Genomic DNA, 23,707 nt, shown 5'->3' with positions numbered 1-23,707 from the left:
GTGACCGGAATGCCTGACCGCTGACTCACTTCCGGCGACCCCCCATCTTGGCAGCGGGGTTAAACACGTTTACGGTGCAGTGACACGGATGACGATCAGCCACCCTCGTGGCGACCCGACGTCCGCTGACCGGTACGGCTTCGTACCGGTCGCTCCTTCACTCGGATCGTCCGGCACGTTCCTGCCGGTGAAAGGAAGCGCTTCACCATGGCTACGGTCACCTATTCCAAGGCGTCCCGGATCTACCCGGGCACCGAGCGTCCCGCCGTCAACGAGCTGGACCTCGAAATCGGCGACGGCGAGTTCCTCGTCCTCGTCGGCCCGTCCGGTTGTGGCAAGTCCACAAGCCTGCGGATGCTCGCCGGTCTGGAGGACGTCGACGCCGGCTCGATCCACATCGACCAGCGCGACGTCACCCACCTCCCCCCGAAGGCCCGCGACATCGCGATGGTCTTCCAGAACTACGCCCTCTACCCGCACATGACGGTGTACGAGAACATGGCGTTCGCCCTGAAGCTGCGCAAGACCTCCAAGTCGGAGATCGACCGGCGGGTCAAGGAGGCGGCCGGGCTGCTCCAGTTGGAGGAGTACCTCAGCCGTAAGCCGAAGGCGCTCTCCGGTGGTCAGCGTCAGCGTGTCGCGATGGGCCGGGCGATCGTCCGCGAGCCGCAGGTCTTCCTCATGGACGAGCCGCTGTCGAACCTCGACGCCAAGCTGCGCGTGCAGACCCGTACCCAGATCGCGTCGTTGCAGGCCAAGCTGGGCGTCACCACTGTGTACGTGACGCACGACCAGGTCGAGGCCATGACCATGGGTCACCGGGTTGCGGTTCTGCTCGACGGTGTTCTCCAGCAGGTGGACACCCCCCGGGCGCTGTACGACACCCCGGCGAACGTGTTCGTCGCCGGCTTCATGGGCTCCCCCGCCATGAACATCAAGACCGTTCCGCTGAACGAGCAGGGCGCCGAGTTCGCCGAGCTGCACATCCCGCTGAGCCGTGAGCAGGTCGCCGCTGCCCGCGCCGAGGGCGGCGACGGCAAGGTGACTGTGGGCTTCCGCCCGGAGGACTGCGACCTGGTCAGCCCGACCGAGGGCGGCATGCCGGTCGTGGTCGAGCTTGTCGAGGACCTCGGGTCGGACGCCAACGTCTACGGGCACGCCGCGCTGGGTGGCAACTCGGAGCGCTTCGTCGTCCGCACCGACCGGCGCACCATGCCGAACATGGGTGACACCGTGTTCGTCAAGCCGCGCACCGGCCGCAGCCACGTCTTCCACGCCGCCACCGGCAGCCGGATCTGACGTAACGCCGTACCGATGGGGGCGGTCCGCTACGGCGGACCGCCCCTTTCGTCGTACCGACGCCTGGGCCTACCGGGCCTGGACACGCGACGAGGCTCCTCCCGGCGGACCGGGAGGAGCCTCGTCCGCGTGGTTACAGCTCGACCGAGCGGCGGCGGGCCACCTCGGCGAGGGTGACCGCGGCGGCCACGCTGGCGTTTAGTGACTCCACCTCGGAGATCATCGGGATGCTGACGGTCAGGTCGCAGGTCTCCCCGACGAGCCGGGACAACCCGCGCCCTTCGGAGCCCACCACGACCACCAGCGGGCCGACGGCGGCCTCCAGGTCGTACAGGTCGGTGTCGCCGTCGGCGTCCAGGCCGACCACCATGAAGCCGGCGTCCCGGCACGCCTTCAGCGACCGGGTCAGGTTGGTGACCTGGGCCACCGGCACCCGCGCGGCCGCGCCGGCGCTGGTCCGCCAGGCGGTCGCCGTGATACCGGCGGCCCGCCGCTCGGGTACGAAGACACCCTGCGCGCCGAACGCGGCGGCCGAACGGATCACCGCACCCAGGTTGCGCGGGTCGGTGACCCCGTCCAGCGCGACCAGCAGCGGCGCCGGCTGCTCCAGGGCCGCGACGACCATGTCCTCGAAAGACTGGTACGCGAACGGCGGCACCTGCAATCCGACGCCCTGGTGCAGCACCCCGCCGGTCATCCGGTCCAGCTCGGCCCGGCTGATGTCCAGGATGGCGATGCCCCGGTCGGCGGCCGTCCGGATGATCTCGTTGATCCGGTCGTCCATGTCGATGCCCTGGGCCGTGTACAGAGCCGTCGCCGGCACCTGTGCGCGCAGCGCCTCCAGCACCGGGTTGCGCCCGACCAGCAGCTCCGGCGTGTCCTTGGCCGGGTTGGACTTGCGGCCCGGCGCGACCCGGGGGCCAGACCGACCGGGAGCGCCACCACGACCGGCAGCACCACCGCGACCGCCCGCGCCACCTCGGCCGGCGGCACCGCCCCGACCGCCCGGTACGCCACGACCGCCGCCCTTGCCCCAGGTGGTGTCCTTGCTGCCCGGCTGACCGATCTTCGGGGCACGCCCCTCCTCGGCCGCCGCGCGACGCTCCTTGTCCTGCTTCCAGGCGGTGCGCTGCGGCAGCTTCTCGGTGCCCGAATAACCCTTGTGCCAGGGCCGCTCGTCGGCGGGCAGGGTGCGGCCCCGCCCGGCCAGGGAGTCCTTGTTCTTGCCGCCGGAGCCCTTGGGGGCACCCGCCTTCGGCGTCAGTCGCCGGCCACGGCGCTGCGAGTTGCCGGCCATCAGTCCTGCTCTCCAATAGTCCAACGGGGGCCCTGGGGGGTGTCCTCGACCGCCACGCCGGCCAGCTTGAGCTGGTCGCGTACCGCGTCGGCGGCGGCCCAGTCCTTGCGGCCCCGGGCCTGCGCGCGCTGCTCCAGGGCCAGCGCGATCAGGGAGTCCACCACGGCGCGCAGATCGTTCGAACTGCCGCCACCGGTCCACGCCGGGTCGAGGGGGTCGATGCCGAGGATATCCAGCATCGCCCGTACCTCGGCCAGCGTGGTGCGGACGGTCACATCATCGCCGACGCTCAGCGCGGTGTTGCCGTCCCGGAGGTGCTGCTGCAACACCGCAAGCGCGGCGGAGGTGTTGAGGTCGTCGTCCATTGCCGCGACGAAGCCGGCCGGAAGTCCGCCGGGCTGCCCGGCGCCCACCCGCTCGGCGGCCCGCTGCACGAAACCTTCGATCCGCCGGTACGCGGTGGCCGCCTCGCGCAGCGAGTCCTCCGAGTAGTCGATCACCGAGCGGTAGTGGGCGGCGGCGTAGTAGTACCGCAGCTCGACCGGCCGCACCCCGAGCGACTCCACGTACGCCAGGCCCAGCGCGTTGCCGGCGGACTTGCCCATCTTGGCGCCGCCGATGCTGAGCAGCCCGTGATGCACCCAGTAACGGGCGAACGGCAGCCCGGCAGCCTTGGACTGGGCGATCTCGTTCTCGTGGTGCGGGAACGTCAGGTCCAGTCCACCGCCGTGGATGTCGAACTCCGGGCCGAGGTAGCGCCAGCACATCGCCGAGCACTCGATGTGCCAGCCAGGGCGGCCCAGCCCCCACGGCGACGGCCAGTAGGCATCCGCAGGCTCGTCCGGCTTGGCGCCCTTCCAGAGCGCGAAGTCACGCGGGTCCCGCTTACCCCGGTCGGGGGCGTCACCTGCCGACTGCATAGCGTCCGGGGACTGACCCGACAACGATCCGTAGGTCGGCCAGGACGCCACGTCGAAGTAGACGTCGCCGGAGCCGTCGGTCGCCGGGTACGCGTGCCCGGCGGCGATCAACTTCATGATCAGCTCGTGCATCTCGGGGATGTGCCCCGTGGCGCGCGGCTCATAGGTCGGCGCCAGCACGTTCAACGCCCGGTACGACTCGGCGAGGATCAGCTCGTTCGCGTACGCGATCGACCAGAACGGCCGACCCTGCTCCCCCGCCTTGACCAGGATCTTGTCGTCGATGTCGGTCACATTGCGGATGAACGTGACCTCGTAACCTGCCGACAGCAGCCAACGGCGCAGCACGTCATAGTTGACGCCGGAGCGAAGGTGGCCGATGTGCGGCGGAGCCTGAAGAGTGAGACCACACAGGTAGACCCCCACCTTGCCGGCTTCCCGCGGGACGAAGTCCCGCACCGATCGGGTGGCGGTGTCATACAGGCGTAGCGTCACCGTACAAGGGTAGCCGTCCGTGTCTGTCCGGGTCCGCCGGTGCCGGGTCGTACGCTGCCTGCGTGGATCCGACCGCACACCCCGGTGAGCCATCCGCCACCTCCACCAGCCCTGGGCAGGCCGAGGCAGTCGCTGGGCGTGCCGGCACGGTCGCGGGGCGGGGCGGGGAGACGGCGCAGACGCTGGACCGCGGGCTGCGGCTGCTGTACCTGGTCGCCGACGCGCCGGGCGGACTGACAGTCACCGAGGCGGCGACCCGGCTCGGCATCGGAAGGGCGGCCGTCTACCGGCTGGTGGCTCCGCTCATCGGTCACGGGATGCTGCGGCGCGACAGCGACGGCAGGCTCCGGCTCGGTGTCGGCGTACTGCACCTTGCCCGCCGCGCCCAACCACTGCTCGCCGAGGGGGCGCTGCCCGCCCTGCGCCGGCTCGCCGAGCAGGCTGGGGCAACCGCGCACCTGACAGTGGTCGAGGGCGGAGACGGAGTGGCCCTGGCAGTGGTCGAGCCGAGTTGGACGTCGTTCCACGTGGCGTACCGGACCGGGGCACGGCATCCACTGGACCGGGGCGCTGCGGGTCGGGCGATCCTCGCAGGCCGGGCAGGGGCGAGTGAGCCGGTGAGCAGCAGTGGCGAGTTGCAGTCCGGGGCGTTCGGGGTGGCAGCACCGGTACTCGGTGTACCAGGCCTTGAGGCGAGCGTCGGGGTGGTCGCGCTCGCCCCGCTGGACGTCGACACGGTCGGCCCGCAGGTGCTCGCCGCCGCCACCGCCATCTCGACCGCCCTGCGCTGACGCCGCCGCTGACGCCGCCGGTTGATCGACTCGGCTTCCTGGAAATCGGGCTGTCGCCGCCGCTCGGATACCGCGATTTCCAGGAAGGCGAGTCGATCTCCAGCCCGACGGCCATACCACGGCCGGCGAACGCCGTGGCGGCCGTCCACAGGGGCCGGCCGGGCGGCCTGGCGGGTTATCCACAGGGGTATCCGTGGGCGTCGGGCGGTCGGCAGGCTGCTCGTCATGCCACCACGTCCACATCGACCCGATGCCCTGGCTTGGCAGGTCTTCCGCGGCTCCGACGCTGTCCGGGACGGCCTGCTCACCGAACATCAGCTGCGCAGCGCCGCCTGGGTGCGGGTGCGCCACGACGTGTACGCCGACGCACGACTGGACCGCGACCACGCCCTTGCCTGTCGCGCCGTTCTTCTCCGGCTACCTCCCGGGGTGGTCGTTGGTGGCCCCTCGGCCGCCTACCTGCACGGTGTCGAACACGCCGCCGCCTTCACCGACGACGTCCACGTCCTCGTGCCCCGACCGCTGCGGGTCGGCGCCCAGCGCGGCCTCCGCGTGCACATCGACGTCGGCGTTCCGTCCCCCGAAACCAGTGCCGATGAGCGATCCGGAACCACACCTGGCAGCGCGGTGCGGGTCAGCTCAGGCGACACGCGGGCAACCGGGCCGGGCGACAGGCGGATGAGCGTCGCCAGGGTGGAGCCCGTCCGCAGGCCGGGCACGTCGGTCGCCGACTCCCCACCGGGGTGGGAGTTCCGGGGGCAGCGAGGTGCGATCCCCCGCTCCGACCCGGGGCGGGCCGCCTGGGAGACGGCAGTGTGGCTCGATCCGATCCGGGCGGTAGCCATCGTCGACACGATGCTCGGGCAGGGCCTGACCGACAGCGACACGCTTGCCGAGATGGCAGCCCACAATGCGGACCGTTTCGGTGCGCGTCGGGCGCGCTGGATCTTCGGCCTGGCCGACGGCGGGGCTCAATCCCCGCCGGAATCGCAACTTCGAGTCCGCCTGGTGCTGGGCGGGTTGCCGCGACCGGCCGTTCAACATCCGGTACGCCTGCCCAACGGGATCGTCCTGCATCCCGACCTGGCCTGGCCGGAATACCAGGTAGCTGTCGAGTACGACGGGCAGTGGCATGCGGACGCCGAACAGTTGCACCGCGACCGCCGCCGGCTGAACCTACTCGTCGGGGCGGGCTGGCTGGTACTGCACGTGACCAGCCGACGGTTGCACGTCGAGTTCCCCGCGGTGCTCCGTGAGGTACGCGCTGCGCTGGTCGCCCGCGGTTGGCGCCGGTGAGCCACCGCCCCGACCGCCCCGACCGGCCAAGAGCATCACGGGTTCCTGGAAATCGGGCTATCCCACTCGCCTCGACACCCCGGTTTCCAGGAAGCCGAGTCGATCAAGCGCCCGGCCGCCCCGGACAACCGCGGCACGGGCTGGACAACCCCGGGCCACGGGCCGGACCACGCCGGACACACGCCGGAACACGCCGGGACGCGGGTCGGGGCCCGGTGACAGGTGTCTCCGGGCCCCGACGTGGTGCGTTACGGGCGGGCGTTCGGCTTGAGCGGGGTCTTCACCGCCGCGTAGGCGTCGACGATCCCGTAGCCGTAGAAGCCGTTGAAGTTGACCCCACCGGCGCAGTACGCGTCGTAGGTCTCGTCCCGGCCCTCGTTGCGGTACTGCTGGAGGCGCGGCTCGGGGCAGGCGTGCTCCGCAGCCGTCCGGTAGAGGTGCTGCTCGACCAGGTTCGGCGACATGCCGAAGCCACCGCGACGCTCCGGCTTGCCGTGCCGGCTGACGATCAGCGCGGCGACGCCGGCGGCGTGCGGGGACGCCATCGAGGTGCCCTGGAGGTAGGTGTAGTAGCCGCACTCGCCGTTGGCCTTGCACTGCTTGAAGACCGACTCTTCGAAACCGGCGACGATGTTGCCGTCGGCGTCGACCGAGCCTTCCTCCTGGAGCACGTGCTTCGGGTACGTCGAGAGGATCATGTTGGCGTCGGTGCGGAACGTGTCGGTGCCGAAGCCGTCCCGGAACCAGCCGCCCGGTGCCGCCACCGAGATCTGCTCGGTGCCGTAGTTGGAGAAGTCCGACTTCTTACCGGACGGGCCGACCGACGACACCCCGATGACGTGCGGGCCTTCGACGGGCAGGTCCCAGCAGCTGTTGTTGTCGATCGGCCGGGGGTACGGGGCGGTGTCACCGTAGTTCGGGCTGCTGGTGTCGGTGCGCGGCGCACCCAGGTCCATGTTGCTGTTGCCGAGCGCGCCGACCAGGGTGACGCCGTTGTTGTGGGCGAAGTTCAGGGCCCGCTTCATGGCCTTGATGGTGGCCCGCTGCGCCGCCTGGTTCTCGGGGGAGTCGGCCGGGTTGGCGGTGCAGTTGAAGAGCCACGGGTCGACGTAGAACGACATGTTGACCACGTCGATGCCGGACCGGCCTGCGTGCACCAGGGCGTTGACGACCGGGTCCAGGAAGAAGTAGCCGGAGTCCTGGCCACCCTTCAGCTCGACGAGCGAGACGTTCGGCGCGACACCGGAGAGGCCGAAGCCGTTCGCGGCGGCACCGATGGTGCCCGCCACGTGGGTGCCGTGCCCGCCGTCGTCGGTGCCGACCGGGTCGAGGCAGCTCGGGACCTCGCAGGGACCGTCGATGTCGACCAGGTCCGGTGCGAAGTTGCGCGACAGCGCCCAGTTGAAGTTCGGCGCGATGTCCGGGTTGCTGGCGTCGACGCCGGTGTCCAGTACGCCGACGGTCACCCGACGGTCACCCGGCTCGACCTTGCGGGCCTTGTCGGCCCCGATCATCTTGAGGCCCCAGAGCTTGTCGTCGAGCGGGTCCAGCTTGGCGCCCTTCTTGGCCGCCTTACCGGCGGCGGCCCTGGTGGCGCTGTTCAGGTGTTCCTGCTCGACGCGGTCCAGCTTCGGCTTGCGGCCGATCGCCTTCTGCTCGGCGGCGCCAACGAGCGCGGGGGCGGCGGTCGCCTTGGCCGCGAAGTCGGCCCGGTCGCTGGTCACCTGGAACATCCCGACCTCGTCGGACCGGGACACCACGGTGCCACCGGCTGCCTTGATGGCGGCGACGGCCGTCTCGGCCGCGACACCGTCCTCGGCGACGACGGTGAAGGTTCGGGAGCTGGTAGGCGCGGCACTGGCTGGTACACCCAGTCCCGCTGCCGTGAGCGCCAGCACTGCCGCGGTTGCGACAGCGCCGACGGTGAAGCGCTTGCTCACCACATCGGATCCTCTCGTTGAGGGACGTGGCGTCATCACACAACACCTAGCGGGATTCCGCCAGACGAGCGTCCGTCATGACGGTGATTCTCTGCCGGATCCGGCCAGGTCGGCAGCCACTCCATCCTGATCGACGGAAATCGCTGGACGATCGGCCGTCAGAGCCGCAAGCCCGGCGGCTTCAACCGGCAGCGCAGGCAGATCGGCGAGCACCGTAGGCGAGCCACCCGCCACCGCGGGCAGGTCGGCGAGCACCGCCGGCAGGTCGGCCATCGTCGACACTTCGGCGGTGGGCGGGAATCCATCGGGACGAGCCCGGCCGGTACGGTTCAGCCACACCGAGCGGAGGCCGGCGGTGCGAGGTGCGACGACGTCGTGCACCCACGAGTCACCGACGTACACGATCTGACTGGCCGGGACGCCGGCCGCCGCTACCACCGCCGCGTAGAACTCCGGGGCGGGTTTCTTGGGTAGGCCGTTCTCGTGGGCGTACACCTCGAAGGTGAACTCACCGGCGAGCCCGCAACGCTCGGCGCGGCTGTTGCCGTTCGTGGCGAAGCCCAGCGTGTACCGGGAGCGAAGCATGGCCAGCGCCGGCAGTACGTCCGGGTAGGGGCGGGTGAGGGCGAACCGGCGGGCGAAGAAGAGGTCGGCGATCTCGTCCAGGTGGTCGTCAAGCCCGGCGCGGGCCAACGATCGGGCCAACGCGGCGCGGCGGATCTCCGTCACCGGGGCGGCGCTGAGCTCGCCGAAGACCGCACCCCAGTCGGATTCCAACTCCGCGAGTGTCACGCTGGCTGCGGCCGGGGTCCGCCGCCGCATGTCGTCGAGGACTGCCATCAGTCCGCCGGTCACCGCCGGTCTCAGGTCCAGCAGTGTTTCGTCGGCGTCGAACACCACGGTTGTCAGCACGCTGCCCACTGTCTCACCGCAATCGGAGGCCAGGCGCGACAGGCACGACACACCGCCTCACCGTCCGTCGACGGCCAGCGCGGGCCTGGGCGGTACGGGTAGGGCCGGCGGCGTTGCGCGCAGCTCGTCGAGGCGTACCAGCGCGACTCCGGCGATGATCAGCGTGCCGCCGAACAACTGCCAGGCGGTCGGCAGTTCGTTGAGGAACAGCCACGCGATAAGCACAGCGAAGAGCACCTCGGTCAGCCCGACGAAGGACGCCAGCCGGGCGCCGAGGATGCGGGCGGCGGCGACCCCGGTGAGGTACGCGACGACGGCGGCGATCAGTGACAGCCCGGCGATGGGCAGCAGCCAACTGGTGCGCTGTCCGGCGAAGGTGACCTCGCCGAACGTGGCGTGCAGGGGCAGCAGGCCGGTAAGCCCGACAAGCAGCAGCGCGACGGCGCCGACGGCCATCCCGCCGCTGGCCAGGGCGACGGAGGGCAGCCGGGGGTCGGCGCGGCCGGCGAGTACGAAGTAGCCGGCCAGGCCGACTGCGGCGCCCAGTCCCCAGAGCACGCCCACGGGGTGGAAGGTGCCGCTGCCGGTGACGTCCAGCACGAATGCCAGGCCGCACAGGGCTGCCGCCGAGCCGATCAGTGTGAGCTGGCGGGGGCGCTGCCCGTGCCGCAGCCACATCCACGCGACGACGAGGATGATGCCGAGGTACTCCAGCAGGAGCGCGACGCCGACTGGCAGGTAGCGCACGGCGTTGAAGAAGCACACCTGGGCCACGGCGACCCCGAGCAGACCGAACATCCCGACCGCTGTGAGGTTGCTGCGCAGCACGTGCCATTTGCCTCGCAGCGACAGCAGGGCGGGGATCGCGAGCACGAGGGCGGCGATGCCGACCCGGCAGATCACCGCGGCCTCGGCCGACCAGCCGGCGTCGATGAGCGAACGTGCGAAGGTGCCCGAGGTGGCGAAGGTGACCGCGGAGAGCACCGCCAGCATGGCGCCCGCGGCGGGTCGTTGGTGCATTTCGCTCTCCTCGGGACGGCAAAGATGTCATGAGCAAACTACCCTTGCGCTGATGACGCTAAGTGGCACCTGTGACAGGAGTCAAGTTGCTATTCGCTCATGACACGGAACACTCGCTGATCTCTGCCGCAGCACTCGTCAACACCGACGGGCGGGAGGGCGAACTTCTGCCCGACGTCGCCGCTCTCAACAACTACTTCGAACGGCACTCCTACACAGGTCGGCACGAGTGCGACGACGCCGAGTTGCTGGCCGTCCGGGACCTGCGCCCTCGCCTGCGCCGCATCTGGTACGCCGAGCCACCCGAGGTCGTCGCCGTGGTCAACAGCCTGCTGCTGGAACACCGCGCGTTGCCGCAGCTCATCCAGCACGACGACCAGCCGTACCATCTGCACGCCGTGCCCCGCGACGCACCGCTCGCGTCCCGGATGGCAGTGGAGGCGGCGATGGCGATCGCCGACCTGGTCCGGATGGGCGAGCTGAGCCGGCTGCGGATCTGTGAATACCCGGACTGCGACAACGTGGTCGTCGACCTGTCCCGCAACCGGTCGCGGCGGTTCTGCGACTCCGGCTGCGGCAACCGGGCGGCGGTGACCGCCTACCGTGCCCGTCGGGCCGCCGGCCGCCCCTGAGCCGCCGCCCAATCCTGCGCCCGCAACTCGTACTCCACCTCGCCGTGCTCGGTCCCCGGAATCGGGTCGTCCCACTGCACGTGGAAGGTGCGCACGTGGCGCAGCCCTGCCTTCGCCAGCACCCGCCGGGACCGGTCGTTCACCGCCATCGTCTCGGCCCACACCCGACGCACCCCGACCACGTCGAAGGCGTGCCGCACCAGCGCCCGGGAACCCTCGGTGGCCAGGCCACGCCCCCACGTCGCGCGACGCAGCCGGTAGCCCAACTCCGCCTCGTCACCATCGGCCGACGGGTCGAGCGCGAACCACCCCACGAACTCGCCGTTCGCCCGATCGAGCGCCGCCCAGCGGCCCAGCCCGGGGTACCTGTCGTACTGGCCCAACAGCCTCGGCAACTGCTCGTCCCGGACCGTGGCCAGCGGTGTGGCGACGCCACCGGTAAGGAACCGCATCACCTCGGGATCGCTGTCCAACTCGACAAGCGCATCCACATCCGCCGCGGTGAACCGCCGGAACCGCAACCGCTCGGTCCCCGCAGGACCCTCCAGGCCATCGCCATCCATTACCGGATCATCCCGCCGCGACGCGACGCAGGTCGAGCCGATTACCCGGGCCGCCGCCCACCCGCGCGATCCGCGCGGGGAAACCCGACCACCGCCGCGCGGCAGGCGGTCGCGTCAGCGCGGGATCGCCGCCACGAAGAGCCGCCAGGAGTACGCGTCGACGGCGAGCACGGGTCCGTCCGGGTCCTTGCTGTCACGCACCCCGACCACGTCCCCCAGATTCGTAGCCACCTCGACACAGTTGGCGTCCTGGTTGCTGCGGCTGCTCTTGCGCCAGTCAGCGCCGATCAGCTCCATGACTCGGCCACCTCGTTCATCAACTCGACGGAAGCCTGCGGGGGCAGGGCTTCCCCCAAGGTAGCCTCCCAGACCCGTTGCAACCGCGCGAGATCCGCAGGCCGATCCAGCTCCTGACCCCGAACCTGACTGTCCAGATAGGCCAGTACGGTGCCGTCTGGCAGGGCAGCGAGCGCAAATTGCCCACCGAGCCCCGGATACTCCTCTGCGGATCGCGGCACCACGTGCAGCCTGACCCGAGGGTGTCCGGTGGCGATGCTCGCCAGATGCAGCGTCTGTTCGCGCATCACCTTGCGCCCGCCCACCCGTCGGCGCAGCACCGCCTCGTCCAGCACTGCCACGATGTGTGGGGATCGCTCGCTGTGCAGCACTTCTTGACGGTTCATCCGGTCGGTCACTCGCCGGTCAACCTCATCGGAGTCGAGCAGGCCACCCGCCTCGAAGACCGCCCGCGCGTAGTCCTCCATCTGAAAGAGACCGGGCACGTAGCGGGGCTCGTACCACCGGACCGTGCGCGCCTGCTCAAGGATCGCCTGCCAGCCGCGCAGCCACGGCTGGGCCCGGTCCAGGCTGACCAGCTCGGTGGACATGCGGCCGAAGAGGCCGCCGGTGTCCAGGGCACGGTCAACGAGTTCCAGGTATTTGCCGGTGGGCGGTTGCTGGCCCAACTCGACGGCGCTGACCATCGACGCCGAGTAGTTGACCGCCTTGGCCAGCTCCTCCTGACTCCAACCGCGCCGGGCTCGCGCCCGACGAAGCTCCGCGATCAGGAACGCCGCCGCCGTCATCTGCCCATCGGCCATGCCTGCCGCCCTCCACCCCGCCGACGATCAACTCCAGTCGGCCGCCAGCGGCGGGTACCACCCGAAACAGGGCTACTACGACGACGCGACCAAACCCTTCCGACCGTAGTCGCCCGATCACCAGACTGTGAGGTGCGGCACCGCTCCCCGTCCCCCGGGCCTGTAGGCGCCGCAGGGGACCGCCCGCTCCCCGGTCGGGCGGTCCCACCCCAGACCACGCCGACCGGCCCCGGAAGAGCGTGCTCGATCGTGGATGTAGTGGGCTCCTGGCGGGCGGAGACCACTACATCCAGGATCGAGCGCGATCTTGACGGTGGCGTTCGGCTCCAAGGGAGGCCGCACCATGACCCGGAGCGCACCGGACGACCGCTCGGCTACGCCGCGCCGGCAGCACCTGCCGCTGCGTCCACTCTGGCTCTGCCGGGTCTGCGCCGCACCCTGGCCGTGCCCGGTCGCGCGGCTCACACTGCGGCAGGAGTACGCGCACGACCGGATCGCGTTGAGCGTCTACCTGTGCACGGTCCTGTACGACGCGGCCGCCGATCTGTACCGGCTCAACCCGTACGACGGCCCGGACCCCGCCGCGCTCTACGCCCGCTTTCTCGCCTGGGCGGCACCGCGCGGCGACCCGCAGGTCAGGGGTGGGTCATCCGGAGCAGGTCGAGGGCCTCGTCCAGCTGGGTCTCAGTGAGCTTGCCGGAGTCGACGTGACCTCGGGAGATCACCACCTCGCGGATGGAGGTCTGCTTGGCCAGCGCCTCCTTGGCGATCGACGCGGCCTCGTCGTACCCCAGGTGGCGGTTGAGCGGGGTGACGATCGACGGCGACCCCTCGGCGTACGCCAGGCAGACCTCGGCGTCCGCGACCAGGCCGGCCACCAGACGGTCGGCGAACAGCCGGCTCGCGGCGGCCAGCAGCCGGATCGACTCCAGCAGGTTGCGGCCCATCACGGGGAGCATCACGTTCAGCTCGAAGTCGCCCTGCGAGCCGGCGAAGCCGACCGTCGCGTCGTTGCCGATGACCTGGGCGCAGACCTGCCGCATGGCCTCGGCGACCACCGGGTTGACCTTGCCCGGCATGATCGACGAGCCGGGCTGGAGGTCGGGGATGCGCAGCTCCCGCAGGCCGGCGCGGGGGCCGGAGCCCATCCAACGGATGTCGTTGGCGATCTTGTAGAGGCCCACGGCGACGGTGCGCAACTGCCCCGAGGTCTCGACCAGCGCGTCCCGGGCGCCCTGCGCCTCGAAGTGGTTGCGCGCCTCGCTCAGCGGCAGCCCTGTCGACGCGCGCAGCCTCTCGATGACTGCGGCGGCGAAACCCAGCGGGGTGTTGATCCCGGTGCCCACGGCGGTGCCGCCCAACGGAAGCTCGGCAAGCCGGGGCAGCGCCGCCTCCAGCCGCTGCACGCCGTAGCGGACCTGTGCCGCGTACCCGCCGAACTCCTGCCCGAGGGTGACCGGCGTGGCGTCCATCAGGTGGGTACGGCCCGCCTTGACCACAGTCTCGAACTCGGCCGCCTTGCCCTCAAGCGTCTCGGCGAGGTGGGTCAGCGACGGCAGCAGATCTTCCACGATGAACTGGGTGGCGGCCAGGTGGATCGAGGACGGGAACACGTCGTTGCTGGACTGGGATGCGTTGACGTGGTCGTTCGGGTGCACCGGCGAGCCCAGCTCCCGGCTGGCCAGAGTGGCGATCACCTCGTTGGCGTTCATGTTGGACGACGTTCCGGAGCCGGTCTGGAACACGTCGATCGGGAACTGGTCGTCGTAGCCGCCGTCGGCCACGTGCGCGGCGGCGGCGGAGATCGCGGAGGCCACGTTCGCGTCGATCACACCAAGCTCGCCGTTGACCTCGGCCGCCGCACCCTTGATCTGGGCGAGCGCCTTGATCTGCGCCGGCTCGATGCCTCGGCCGGAGATCGGGAAGTTCTGCACCGCGCGCTGGGTCTGCGCCCGCCACAGAGCCTCGGCGGGCACCTCCACCTCGCCCATCGAGTCGCGTTCGATTCGGTAGCCGGTCGCCTCTGGAGTCGTCACGCATACCATCCTGCCGCGCCACCCGCCGGTGTGCAGGGAAAGTGGCGCGGCCCTCAACCCAGCTCGGCCAACAGCCGTTCCACCTCGTGCCGGTCCGGCAACTCGATCTGTTCAAACAGGGCAAGCGCCCGCAGCAGGTGGGTACGGGCCGCCGCCGGGTCGGTGGCGCGCACGCAGCGGGCGATACCCACGAGCGCCTGGGCCTGCACGTAGCGGGCGCCCAGCACGGTGGCGTCCGCGAGCACCCGCCGATACAGGTCGAGCGCGCTTGTCGCGTCGCCCTGCGCCAGGATCGCCCTGGCCAGCAGGTTGCGCGAGGTGCACTGCTCGATCCGGTCCCCCGCCTCGGTCATCGCGACCAGGGCCTTGCGGTGCAGGTCGGCGGCGCGCTCCGGCCGGCCGGCCTCGCGTTCCATCATCGCGATCTCGTTGAGCACCTCACCCTCGCCGACCCGGGCACCCTCCTGCCGCCTGAGGCGCAGCGCGTGCCGCAGTAACCGACGCGCCGGCTCCACGTCCCCCATCCGGTGCCGGATCATGCCCAGGTGCCCCAGGGCCCTGCCGAAGTGGCGCAGGTCGCCGGTCACCCGGGTCAGGAACAGGTGCCGACGGCAGACGATCAGCGCCTCGTCCAGCCGGCCGTGGTACAGCAGGGTGACCGACAGGTTGTTGAGCCCGCTGGTGAGCTCCCCCATCGCCTGTAGGCGTCGCGCCAGCGCCAACGATTCGTCATAGCACTCACGGCTACGGCGGTAGTCACCGTTCAGGCCGTACACGGCGCCCAGATTGCCCAGGGCGTTGCACACCTCGCGACGCAACCCGAGTCTGCGGTACACGCCGACCGCCTGCTCCATGAGGCGGATCGACTCCGACAGGTGGCCCATCCGGAAATAGCCCGACGCGAGGTAGTTCAACATGATTCGCGTGCCCGTGTCGTCGCCCAGTTCCTCGGCGGCGCTCAGACCGAAGGTGTGCGTCTCGATCAACTCCTCCAGGTGGCCGCCGTCGTACTGGGCGTGCCAGCAGGCCCGGGCAAGCTGCCAACAGTGGCTGCGGTAACCCTCGGCGTACGCCAGCCGGACCAGGCCGGTCAACTCGGCCAGGTTCTCGTCGAACCAGGCTCGCCCCTGCTCGGCGGCCGACGCGACCAGGTCCGCACGGACCGGCTCGGGCAGTGACATCAGGGTCCAAGTGGCGGAGATTTCCCTCTTCCGGGCGATCATCGCGCCGACCTGGAGGTGATGGTCGAGCAGACGTTCGATGCCGTCCCGCCGCTCGGTCGCACGTTCCGGTGCGGCGACCAACGTGCGGGCGTACTCCCGCACCAGGTCGTGCAGTCGGTACCGGCCGGACCCCACCTCGTCCACCAGGTTCGCGTCGACAAGCTCGTCCAGCAGGTCCTGCGCATCGGGCACCGGCAACTCCGTGAGAGCTGCGGCTACCAGGCCGTCGAACCGTACGCCGGGATAGAGGCCCAGCAGCCGGAACGTGCGCTGCGCGGCGGGTGACACCTGCGCGTACGACAGGGCGAAGGCGCGGCCGACGGACCGTTCGCCCGCCTCGAACTCGGCAAGCGGATCCGGCCGCGAGGTCAGGCGCTCGGCCAGGTCGGCGATCCGCCAACGGGGGCGGTGGGCCAACCGGGCCCCGGCCAGCCGGATGGCCAGGGGCAGGTGACCGCAGCGGCGGACCACCTCGTTCGCGGCCTCCGGTTCTGCCGCGACCCGCTCCGGGCCGGCCACCCGCCCGAGCAGTTCGACAGCCTCGTCGGGGTCGAGCACCGGAAGCGACGACGGTCGTCCCTCGTCCACCCCGACGAGCCGACGACGGCTGGTGACCAGCGTCAGGCACTGCGAGCTGTTGGGCAGCAGCGGCGCCACCTGGTCGGCGGTGGCGGCATTGTCCAACACCACCAGCGCACGCCGGTCGGTCAGCTCGGTCCGCCAGAGCGCCAACCGGTCCTCCGGGTTTCCCGGCAACCGGTCCGCTGGCACACCGAGCTGCCGCAGCAGCGTGGCCGCCGCCGCAGTCGGCGTCAACGGGGTCCGTTCGCTGTGCCCGTGCAGGTCGATGTAGAGCTGGGCGTCGGGATAGTCGTCGCTGAGGGCGGTGGCGACGTGCACCGCGAGGGTGGTCTTGCCGCTGCCGGCCATGCCGTCGATGAGCTGGATCCGGGCGCCTTCGCGTACCTCCTTCACGAGGCGGGCCACAGTCTCCTGCCGGCCGGTGAAGTCGCCGATCGCCCGGGGCAGCGAGCGGACCGGGCCGACCAGCCGGGGGGCCTGCCTGGCCAGGGCCAGGTCACCGGCGAGTACGCGCTGGTGCAGCGCCTGCAACTCGGCGCCCGGCTCGATGCCCAACTCCTCGGCGCAGAACCGCCGTCCCTCCCGGTAGACGGCCAACGCCTCCGCCTGCCGGCCCGCCGACGACAGGGCGAGCATCAGTTGGCCGCGCAGTCGCTCCCGCGACGGGTGCTGATCGACGCTCTCGGTGAGTTCGTCGATCAGCTCCAGGGCCCGCCCGAGGCGTAGCTCGATGTCGACGCACTCCTCCAGGGCGGTGAGGCGCTGTTCGTCAAGCGTCTGCGCGCGTCGGCGGACGCTGCGGCAGCTGATGCCGGCGAGCGCCGGCCCGCGCCAGAGCGCCAGGGCCGAGCGGAACCACTTCGCCGCCTCGCTCAACCGGCCGGCTGCGGCGGCGCTCCGCGCGGACTCCACGTCACTGGCGAACACCTCGGAGTCGAGTTCGTCCGGGGCAAGTCGGATGCCGTACCCGGCCGGGTCGGTGACGATGGTCTCCGGTGCCATCCCCAGCTCGGCCAGGCGCCCCCGCAGCCGAGACACGCAGGTCTGCAACTGGGCTCGGGCAGTGGCCGGCGGGTGCTCCTCCCAGACCGCGTCGACCAACTCCTCCACCGGCACCATCCGACCGGGACGTAGCAGCAGCATGGCGAGCACGATCCGGTCCCGACCGGCGGTGACTGTGGATTCGCCACCACCGACGTGCAGGGGGCCCAGGATCCCGAACCGGATCTGCTCTTCCGCGTCCAGACACTGGTCGCAGGGCTGCGCGGCGGGCAGGCTGGTCCCCGTTTCCTCTGGCGGGTTCGCCCGGAGGTCGAGATCGGGGTCTTCGCGGATGATCGCCACCTCGAGGTCCCGCAGCTCGGGGGCGGGATCGAGACCCAGGTCCCGGTTGATCGAATCCCGATGCTGGCGGTATGCCGCAAGCGCGTCCTGTCGACGCCCGCACCGGTAGAGGGAGAGCATGAGCAACTTGACGAGCTGCTCGTTGAGCGGCTGCGCCTCGGTCACCCTGGTCAGCTCGATGACCGCCTGTTCGTGGCGGCCCATCTCCAGGTCCGCCGCCACACACAGTTCGAGGAGCTGCCGATGAATCTCGATCAACGGCCGGCCGACCCGGCGTCGCAGCTCGTCCGAGGCGACGTCCGCCAGCGGATCGTCGCGCCACAGCGCCAGGGCTTCCCGTCCATACCGGACGCGGTCGGCGGGTAGCTGCTCACGGCGGGCACGGTCCGCCAGGGTCCGGAAGCGCTGGGCGTCGATGGACTCGGGCTCAGTGAGCAGGGCGTAGCTCTGGCCCTCCCGGACCAGTCGGGCCGTGGACCCGGCTGAGGCCAGGCAGCCGCGCAGTCGGGCGGCGGCGGTCTGCACGGTTCCCCTCGGGTTCGAGACGTGTCGGTCCGCTGTGAGAAGTTGGGCCAGCCGGTCCACCGGAATCGGCTGGCCCGGTTCGAGCAGCAGGAGACCGAGCAGCAGCCGGACCTGCCGCCGCGGTAGGTCCAACTCCTGACCATCCACAAAGGCCCGTACCGGTCCCAGGACCAGAAATTGCACGTCCACAGGTCGTTTTCCCATCGCCGTGGTGCCGGTCGATCTAGTCAGTACCAGGTCGTTCGGGGGGCGACAACGGAAAGTCCGTCGCGTTCTGGCAACACCCGAGCCGGGCGGCGCGTCGATGACCTCGCCCGAACTGACCCTGTCCGCGGCGGCGATAGTGATCTGAGAGCGGATCGAGGGCGGCCTACCGGAAGATCTTCAGGTGGTCGGTGACGGGGCCCGACGGGGGCGGTTGCGCCTGCCCAACCCCAGCGGGGCGGGCGCACCGATGTCGGTGGGGCACCGACGACACAGGGGGTGCCGGGCGGATCGCCCGGCACCCCCTTTTCGCGTACGTGTCGGTCAGCGGCGGCCGACGGTGAGCACCGGCTTGGTGACCTCGGCGAAGAAGTCGTTGCCCTTGTCGTCGACAACGATGAAGGCGGGGAAGTCCTCCACCTCGATCTTCCAGACCGCCTCCATGCCCAACTCGGCGTACTCCAGCACCTCGACGTGCCGGATGCAGTCCTGGGCGAGGCGGGCCGCCGGGCCGCCGATCGAGCCGAGATAGAAGCCGCCGTGCTCCTGGCAGGAGCGGGTCACCTGGCCCGACCGGTTGCCCTTTGCCAGCATCACCTGTGAACCGCCGGCGGCCTGGAACTTCTCCACGTAGGCGTCCATCCGGCCGGCGGTGGTCGGGCCGAACGAGCCGGACGCGTACCCCTCGGGGGTCTTCGCCGGGCCAGCGTAGTAGACCGCGTGGTCGCGCAGGTACTGCGGCATCGGCTCACCCGCGTCCAGCCGCTCGGCGATCTTGGCGTGTGCGATGTCGCGGGCCACCACCAGCGGGCCGGACAGGGACAGCCGGGTCTTCACCGGGTACTTGGACAGCTCGGCGCGGATCTCGTCCATCGGCCGGTTCAGGTCGACCCGGACGACCGTCTCGGCGTCGAGCGAGTCGTCGGTGACGTCGGGCAGGAAACGCGCCGGGTCGGTCTCCAGGCGCTCCAACCAGACACCCGACGGAGTGATCTTGGCGACGGCCTGACGGTCCGCCGAGCAGGAGACGGCGATCGCCACCGGGCAGGAAGCGCCGTGTCGGGGCAGCCGGACCACCCGTACGTCGTGGCAGAAGTACCGGCCGCCGAACTGCGCGCCGATGCCGAAGTTGCGTGTCAACTCCAGCACCTCCGCCTCCAGCTCCAGGTCGCGGAAGCCGTGCGCGCTCATCGACCCGGAGGTGGGCAGCGCGTCGAGGTACTTGGCGCTGGCGTACTTCGCGGTCTTCAGCGCGTACTCGGCGGAGGTGCCGCCGATGACGACGGCCAGGTGGTACGGCGGGCACGCCGCAGTGCCGATGAGCCGCAGCTTCTCCTCCAGGAACTGCATCATCCGCGTGGGGTTGAGCAGCGCCTTCGTCTCCTGGTAGAGGTACGACTTGTTGGCCGAGCCGCCGCCCTTGGCCATGAACAGGAACTTGTACGCGTCGGCGTGCCCGTCCGGGTCCTCGGCGTACAGCTCCACCTGCGCGGGCAGGTTGCTGCCGGTGTTGCGCTCGTCCCACATGGTCAGCGGGGCCAGCTGCGAGTAGCGCAGGTTCAGCCGGGTGTACGCCTGGTAGACACCTCGGGAGATCGCCTCGGCGTCCGTACCGTCGGTGAGCACGTGCCGGCCGCGCTTGCCCATCACGATGGCGGTGCCGGTGTCCTGGCACATCGGCAGGACACCACCTGCGGCGATGTTTGCGTTGCGCAGCAGGTCCAGCGCGACGAACCTGTCGTTCGGCGACGCGGCCGGATCGTCGATGATGGCGCGGAGCTGCGCCAGGTGCGCCGGGCGTAGGAAGTGTGCGATGTCGTGCATCGCCTCGGCGGTCAGCGCGGTGAGCGCGGCCGGCTCCACGGTGAGGAACCGGCGGCCTCCCGGGCCGTGCACGACGTCCACGCCCTCGTCGGTGATCAGGCGGTAGTCCGTCTGGTCGGGGCCGGTCGGCAGGAGGGGGGCGTACGAGAATCCGGCGGCACTGCTCATGAGCGGCAAGCCTAGGGCAGACGGGTCGATCATTCCCACCCGCCGGGCTGCTGCTGGGACGGTGCTCTCATCCGCCGCGCCGATCGGGCTCCGACGAGGCCCTGGCACACCGCCGTTCACCCCGCCTTACGGCCGGTCGACGGGCCCGGCTCAGCCGTCCTTGCTGCCGTCGGGGCAGAGCTCCCGCTTCGGACCGCAGGTGCTGTCGTCGCCCGGCCCGCCGGGGCCGGTGCCACCCGGACCGGTGCCACCCGGACCGGGGACGCCGCCGTCGCCGGGCCGTGGAGCGGGGCCGCCGCCGGTGGCGCCGAAGCGGACGTACCCGATCTCCCGCCCCTCACCGATGATCATGCCTTGCGGGCCGACCGCGAGGGCGTTCGCGGAGGTACGCAGGACTGCCAACTCCCGACCGCTGCGGGGGTCCACCGCGACCAGGCGGGACGGCTTCTCGTCGCCGAGCACCGCCGCGTACGGGGTGAGCGCCGCGCCGGCCTTGGCGCTGGCGGAGCGGGTCCACAGAACCCGGTCGGTGCCCAGCTCACGGGACACCACCGAGCGCTTGTCGGCACTGCGGAACACCGCGTAGCGGTCGTCGACAGCGATCAGCTTGGTGGCCGCGTCGCCGACCCAGAGCAGCCGCCCGTCGTACCCGTCGATGACCGCCTCGCGGCCGTCCGCGCCGACCCCGATCAGTACGTTCCGGGCGCCCTGCGGGTCCTCGCGCTGCACGCAGCCTGCGGAGTCGGCGGTCCGCAGGTTGACCCCGGCCCGCTGCCACGCCTCCTGCCCGGTCGCCGGGTCCCGGGCGGAGATGGCGTAGTAGCAGGTGCCGTCCTGGGATCGGGCGGCGATCCGCAGCATCCGGCCGCCCACCACGGAGAGCCGCTCCTCCCGACCCGGTTCGACGTTCTGGAGCACCCGTCCGGTGGCGGTGTCCACGACGTGCACGCGGCCGTCGACCGGGAAGCCGAGCAGCGGTGGCACCGGCTCCGGCCCGGCCACCCCGTCGTCGATGCGGGTGGCGGTCAGCCGGCGGGTGCCCCGCAGGCCCGGGTTGTCGGCGAGCAGCCCGCTGTGCACCCCGGGCAGGAATGCCGTCCACAGTGGCTTGGTGCCGCGCGGGTCCCAGGCGCTCAGGGTGCAGTCGGTGGCATCCGTGCAGCGGGCGTCGAGCAGCAGGTTGCGGTACGTCCACACGGCCACCGCGTCGTCGTCGCGTCGCCGGGTCGCGCCGGTGGTCGGGTCGAGCAGCTCGTACCCCTTGACCAGGAGCTTGCCCACTGCGACGACAGGGTCCCGGTCACCGCCGGCGACCGCCGACCAGTCGGCCTTGCGCTCCCAGAGCTGGGTGCCGGTGGCCAGGCTGCGGGCCTCGACCCGGGTACGTTGCTCGACCACGACGGCGTCACCGGCGATCGTCACACTGCGCGGGGTGCCACCGACCCGCTGCTGCCAGACGACGTCCGGCTCGGAGATGGGTTCGCTGCGGTCCACCCAGTCCCACACGGCCGGGAAAGGGTTCCACACACCCGTGGCGGCGAGGGCCACGACCACGGCGAGGCCGACCAGCAGCCCACCGCGCACGCTCCCCTTCGCCACACCGCACACCGTAGCCACGATCACGGATCTTCCGTACGCCCGCGCCGCCGTGTCGCCGCGCTTTCTGGGCGTCGAGGTGTTACGTGGTGGATCGTCCGTCGGTGCGGACGGCGCTGCGCACCAGCGGAAGCGTGCGGTAGGGAATCTGCTCGGCCAGCGCGATGATCGTCGAGGCGCGGGTTATCCCGGCGGAGGACACGATCTGGTCGATGACCCGCTGGAGGTCGGTGTTGGAGCGGGCCACGATCCGGCACAGCACGTCGCTGGAGCCGGTGATGGTGTGCGCCTCCAGCACCTCGGGGATCGCCGCGAGGTGCGCGGTGACCGGGTCGTGGCCGTGCCGCTGGCTGATCTCCAGGGTGACGAAGCTTGTCACCCCGAACCCGATGGCCGCCGGTGAGATCTCCGGCCCGAAGCCGCCGATGACGGCCCTGTCGACGAGCTTGTCGAGCCGGGCCTGCACGGTGCCCCGGGCGACGCCGAGCCGGCGGGAGCACTCCAGCACGCCGATCCGCGGCTCCTCGGTGAGCAGTTCGATCAAGCGGACGTCGAGCACGTCGAGCTGTACATTCTGCTCACCATTCATGGGTTGACACCATACCGAATGCGCAACCTGACCAGCATTTATCCCAACGGTTGCTCAGCCATGGCCCACACCGCGATCCTCGCCACAAGACAGAGACCACGGCGGCCCACGAGGCCGGCCGGTACGCGAGGGAGGCCACCATGACCCAGGCGATCGACCGACCCCAGTCGACCGAGGACGTCGACATCGACCAGCTCGTCGGCGCGGTCGACCACGACATCAGCCACGACCCGTTCCCGGTGCGGGGCCTCGACCACGTGCACTTCCTGGTCGGCAACGCCAAGCAGGCCGCGCACTACTACTCCACTGCGTTCGGCATGACCTGCGTGGCGTACCGGGGTCCCGAGCAGGGCTACCGGGACCACGCCCAGTACGTGCTGACCAGCGGCTCGGCCCGGTTCGTGCTGACCGGCGCGGTGCGCCCCGACGCAGACGGCGCCGAGCACGTGGCCCGGCACAGCGACGGGGTCAGCGACATCGCGCTCGAGGTGCCCGACGTCGACGCCGCGTACGCGCACGCCGTCGCGCAGGGCGCCACCGGCATCGTCGAGCCGCACGAGGTGAGCGACGAGCACGGCACCGTCCGGATGGCCGCCATCGGCGCGTACGGCGACACCCGGCACACGCTCGTCGACAGGTCCCGCTACACCGGCCCGTTCCTGCCCGGCTTCGTGGCGCGCGGCCCGATCGTGGACCGGCAGCCGATGATCGCCGCCGGCCTCCAGCCGAAGCGCTTCTTCCAGGCCGTCGACCACGTGGTCGGCAACGTGGAGCTGGGCCGGATGGACGAGTGGGTGGAGTTCTACAAGCGGGTGATGGGCTTCTCCAACATGGCGGAGTTCATCGGCGACGACATCGCCACCGACTACTCGGCGCTGATGAGCAAGGTCGTGGCGAACGGCACCCGCAAGGTGAAGTTCCCGCTCAACGAGCCGGCCATCGCCCGCAAGAAGTCGCAGATCGACGAGTACCTGGAGTTCTACCAGGGCCCCGGTGCCCAGCACATCGCCGTCGCCACCAACGACATCCTGGCCAGCGTCGACGCGATGCGGGCCGCAGGTGTGGAGTTCCTGGACACCCCTGACTCGTACTACGAGGACCCGGAGTTGCGCGCCCGCATCGGCAACGTCCGGGTGCCGATCGAGGAGCTGAAGGCCCGCAAGATCCTGGTCGACCGCGACGAGGACGGCTACCTGCTGCAGATCTTCACCAAGCCGGTGCAGGACCGTCCGACAGTCTTCTTCGAGCTGATCGAGCGGCACGGCTCGCTCGGCTTCGGCAAGGGCAACTTCAAGGCGCTATTTCAAGCAATCGAGCGGGAGCAGGAAGCGCGCGGCAACCTGTAACACTT

Annotated in this window: 18 protein-coding genes and 2 pseudogenes; 6 read left to right on the top strand and 14 right to left on the bottom strand. The window is 70.7% G+C overall.

Going from position 1 to position 23,707, the window contains the following annotated elements; translation table 11 throughout:
- Nucleotides 1-207: 207 nt before the first annotated feature.
- On the top strand, nucleotides 208-1,299 hold the full coding sequence (locus ACLQ23_RS07290) for an ABC transporter ATP-binding protein (protein ID WP_355589908.1): 1,092 nt from the start codon (nucleotides 208-210) through the stop codon (nucleotides 1,297-1,299).
- A 133-nt stretch (nucleotides 1,300-1,432) separates the two neighbouring features.
- Here the strand turns inward: ACLQ23_RS07290 and rlmB are convergent, their stop codons facing one another.
- Nucleotides 1,433-2,596 (bottom strand): 23S rRNA (guanosine(2251)-2'-O)-methyltransferase RlmB, encoded by a 1,164-nt coding sequence (gene rlmB, locus ACLQ23_RS07285; RefSeq protein ID WP_355589910.1) that lies wholly within the window; start codon nucleotides 2,594-2,596, stop codon nucleotides 1,433-1,435.
- A complete protein-coding gene (gene cysS, locus ACLQ23_RS07280) occupies nucleotides 2,596-4,011 on the bottom strand; it encodes a cysteine--tRNA ligase (RefSeq protein WP_355589913.1) in 1,416 nt (471 codons plus the stop codon). Before cysS ends, rlmB begins: the two co-directional genes overlap by 1 nt.
- A gap of 62 nt (nucleotides 4,012-4,073) precedes the next feature.
- On the opposite strand from cysS, the gene ACLQ23_RS07275 reads away from it, so the two are divergent.
- Nucleotides 4,074-4,802: an IclR family transcriptional regulator gene (locus ACLQ23_RS07275; protein WP_355589916.1), complete on the top strand. Its 729-nt coding sequence runs from the start codon at nucleotides 4,074-4,076 to the stop codon at nucleotides 4,800-4,802.
- Nucleotides 4,803-5,027: 225 nt separating this feature from the next.
- Nucleotides 5,028-6,098, top strand: coding sequence for a hypothetical protein (locus ACLQ23_RS07270; RefSeq protein WP_355589919.1), 1,071 nt, complete (start codon nucleotides 5,028-5,030; stop codon nucleotides 6,096-6,098).
- 248 nt (nucleotides 6,099-6,346) lie between these two features.
- On the opposite strand, the gene ACLQ23_RS07265 is transcribed toward ACLQ23_RS07270, so the two are convergent.
- The 3 genes and pseudogenes from ACLQ23_RS07265 to ACLQ23_RS07255 form a co-directional block, all read right to left on the bottom strand.
- A complete protein-coding gene (locus ACLQ23_RS07265) occupies nucleotides 6,347-8,038 on the bottom strand; it encodes a S8 family serine peptidase (protein ID WP_355589922.1) in 1,692 nt (563 codons plus the stop codon).
- A 240-nt stretch (nucleotides 8,039-8,278) separates the two neighbouring features.
- Nucleotides 8,279-8,950, bottom strand: a pseudogene (locus tag ACLQ23_RS07260) (HAD family hydrolase); the annotation flags it as partial.
- 57 nt (nucleotides 8,951-9,007) lie between these two features.
- Nucleotides 9,008-9,970, bottom strand: coding sequence for an EamA family transporter (locus ACLQ23_RS07255; RefSeq protein WP_355589925.1), 963 nt, complete (start codon nucleotides 9,968-9,970; stop codon nucleotides 9,008-9,010).
- A gap of 86 nt (nucleotides 9,971-10,056) precedes the next feature.
- Between ACLQ23_RS07255 and ACLQ23_RS07250 the strand changes: the two genes are divergently transcribed.
- On the top strand, nucleotides 10,057-10,602 hold the full coding sequence (locus ACLQ23_RS07250; RefSeq protein ID WP_355627826.1) for a CGNR zinc finger domain-containing protein: 546 nt from the start codon (nucleotides 10,057-10,059) through the stop codon (nucleotides 10,600-10,602).
- Here ACLQ23_RS07250 and ACLQ23_RS07245 read toward each other — a convergent pair.
- The 3 genes from ACLQ23_RS07245 to ACLQ23_RS07235 form a co-directional block, all read right to left on the bottom strand.
- Nucleotides 10,569-11,165, bottom strand: coding sequence for a GNAT family N-acetyltransferase (locus tag ACLQ23_RS07245; protein ID WP_355589930.1), 597 nt, complete (start codon nucleotides 11,163-11,165; stop codon nucleotides 10,569-10,571). The two genes, ACLQ23_RS07250 and ACLQ23_RS07245, sit on opposite strands and share 34 nt — an antisense overlap.
- A 114-nt stretch (nucleotides 11,166-11,279) precedes the next feature.
- Nucleotides 11,280-11,462 carry a DUF397 domain-containing protein gene (locus tag ACLQ23_RS07240; RefSeq protein WP_355589933.1) on the bottom strand — a complete coding sequence of 61 codons (183 nt, stop codon included), beginning with the start codon at nucleotides 11,460-11,462 and terminating at the stop codon, nucleotides 11,280-11,282.
- A complete protein-coding gene (locus ACLQ23_RS07235) occupies nucleotides 11,453-12,265 on the bottom strand; it encodes a helix-turn-helix domain-containing protein (protein ID WP_355589936.1) in 813 nt (270 codons plus the stop codon). Before ACLQ23_RS07235 ends, ACLQ23_RS07240 begins: the two co-directional genes overlap by 10 nt.
- A gap of 343 nt (nucleotides 12,266-12,608) precedes the next feature.
- Between ACLQ23_RS07235 and ACLQ23_RS07230 the strand changes: the two genes are divergently transcribed.
- Nucleotides 12,609-12,956, top strand: coding sequence for a hypothetical protein (locus ACLQ23_RS07230; RefSeq protein WP_355589939.1), 348 nt, complete (start codon nucleotides 12,609-12,611; stop codon nucleotides 12,954-12,956).
- Here the strand turns inward: ACLQ23_RS07230 and ACLQ23_RS07225 are convergent.
- From ACLQ23_RS07225 to ACLQ23_RS07200, 6 genes and pseudogenes are all read right to left on the bottom strand, one after another.
- Nucleotides 12,901-14,310, bottom strand: coding sequence for a class II fumarate hydratase (locus tag ACLQ23_RS07225; protein ID WP_355589942.1), 1,410 nt, complete (start codon nucleotides 14,308-14,310; stop codon nucleotides 12,901-12,903). The two genes, ACLQ23_RS07230 and ACLQ23_RS07225, sit on opposite strands and share 56 nt — an antisense overlap.
- 44 nt (nucleotides 14,311-14,354) lie before the next feature.
- The gene (locus ACLQ23_RS07220; RefSeq protein WP_355590380.1) at nucleotides 14,355-17,333 is read right to left on the bottom strand and encodes an AfsR/SARP family transcriptional regulator; all 2,979 of its coding nucleotides are present in this window, start codon (nucleotides 17,331-17,333) and stop codon (nucleotides 14,355-14,357) included.
- A 120-nt stretch (nucleotides 17,334-17,453) separates the two neighbouring features.
- Nucleotides 17,454-18,179, bottom strand: a pseudogene (locus ACLQ23_RS07215) (AfsR/SARP family transcriptional regulator); the annotation flags it as partial.
- A 324-nt stretch (nucleotides 18,180-18,503) separates the two neighbouring features.
- Nucleotides 18,504-20,171: a fumarate hydratase gene (locus ACLQ23_RS07210; protein WP_355589945.1), complete on the bottom strand. Its 1,668-nt coding sequence runs from the start codon at nucleotides 20,169-20,171 to the stop codon at nucleotides 18,504-18,506.
- Between the two features lie 150 nt (nucleotides 20,172-20,321).
- Nucleotides 20,322-21,779 (bottom strand): PQQ-binding-like beta-propeller repeat protein, encoded by a 1,458-nt coding sequence (locus ACLQ23_RS07205; RefSeq protein ID WP_425880499.1) that lies wholly within the window; start codon nucleotides 21,777-21,779, stop codon nucleotides 20,322-20,324.
- Nucleotides 21,780-21,849: 70 nt separating this feature from the next.
- Nucleotides 21,850-22,356 (bottom strand): Lrp/AsnC family transcriptional regulator, encoded by a 507-nt coding sequence (locus ACLQ23_RS07200; RefSeq protein ID WP_355589951.1) that lies wholly within the window; start codon nucleotides 22,354-22,356, stop codon nucleotides 21,850-21,852.
- A gap of 140 nt (nucleotides 22,357-22,496) precedes the next feature.
- Between ACLQ23_RS07200 and hppD the strand changes: the two genes are divergently transcribed.
- Nucleotides 22,497-23,702, top strand: coding sequence for a 4-hydroxyphenylpyruvate dioxygenase (gene hppD / locus ACLQ23_RS07195; protein ID WP_377672963.1), 1,206 nt, complete (start codon nucleotides 22,497-22,499; stop codon nucleotides 23,700-23,702).
- Nucleotides 23,703-23,707: the final 5 nt, after the last annotated feature.

It is taken from the genome of Micromonospora sp. DT41, assembly GCF_049841715.1.
GTDB classification, from domain to species: domain Bacteria; phylum Actinomycetota; class Actinomycetes; order Mycobacteriales; family Micromonosporaceae; genus Micromonospora; species Micromonospora profundi.
This window is presented reverse-complemented; position numbering and strand designations above follow the sequence as displayed.

Coding starts and splice junctions, on each gene's coding strand:
- ACLQ23_RS07290 (WP_355589908.1), top strand. CDS start 208: ATGGCTACGGTCACCTATTCCAAGGCGTCCCGGATCTACCCGGGCACC.
- rlmB (WP_355589910.1), bottom strand. CDS start 2,596: ATGGCCGGCAACTCGCAGCGCCGTGGCCGGCGACTGACGCCGAAGGCG.
- ACLQ23_RS07270 (WP_355589919.1), top strand. CDS start 5,028: ATGCCACCACGTCCACATCGACCCGATGCCCTGGCTTGGCAGGTCTTC.
- ACLQ23_RS07255 (WP_355589925.1), bottom strand. CDS start 9,970: ATGCACCAACGACCCGCCGCGGGCGCCATGCTGGCGGTGCTCTCCGCG.
- ACLQ23_RS07245 (WP_355589930.1), bottom strand. CDS start 11,165: ATGGATGGCGATGGCCTGGAGGGTCCTGCGGGGACCGAGCGGTTGCGG.
- ACLQ23_RS07240 (WP_355589933.1), bottom strand. CDS start 11,462: ATGGAGCTGATCGGCGCTGACTGGCGCAAGAGCAGCCGCAGCAACCAG.
- ACLQ23_RS07235 (WP_355589936.1), bottom strand. CDS start 12,265: ATGGCCGATGGGCAGATGACGGCGGCGGCGTTCCTGATCGCGGAGCTT.
- ACLQ23_RS07230 (WP_355589939.1), top strand. CDS start 12,609: ATGACCCGGAGCGCACCGGACGACCGCTCGGCTACGCCGCGCCGGCAG.
- ACLQ23_RS07225 (WP_355589942.1), bottom strand. CDS start 14,310: ATGGTATGCGTGACGACTCCAGAGGCGACCGGCTACCGAATCGAACGC.
- ACLQ23_RS07210 (WP_355589945.1), bottom strand. CDS start 20,171: ATGAGCAGTGCCGCCGGATTCTCGTACGCCCCCCTCCTGCCGACCGGC.
- ACLQ23_RS07200 (WP_355589951.1), bottom strand. CDS start 22,356: ATGAATGGTGAGCAGAATGTACAGCTCGACGTGCTCGACGTCCGCTTG.
- hppD (WP_377672963.1), top strand. CDS start 22,497: ATGACCCAGGCGATCGACCGACCCCAGTCGACCGAGGACGTCGACATC.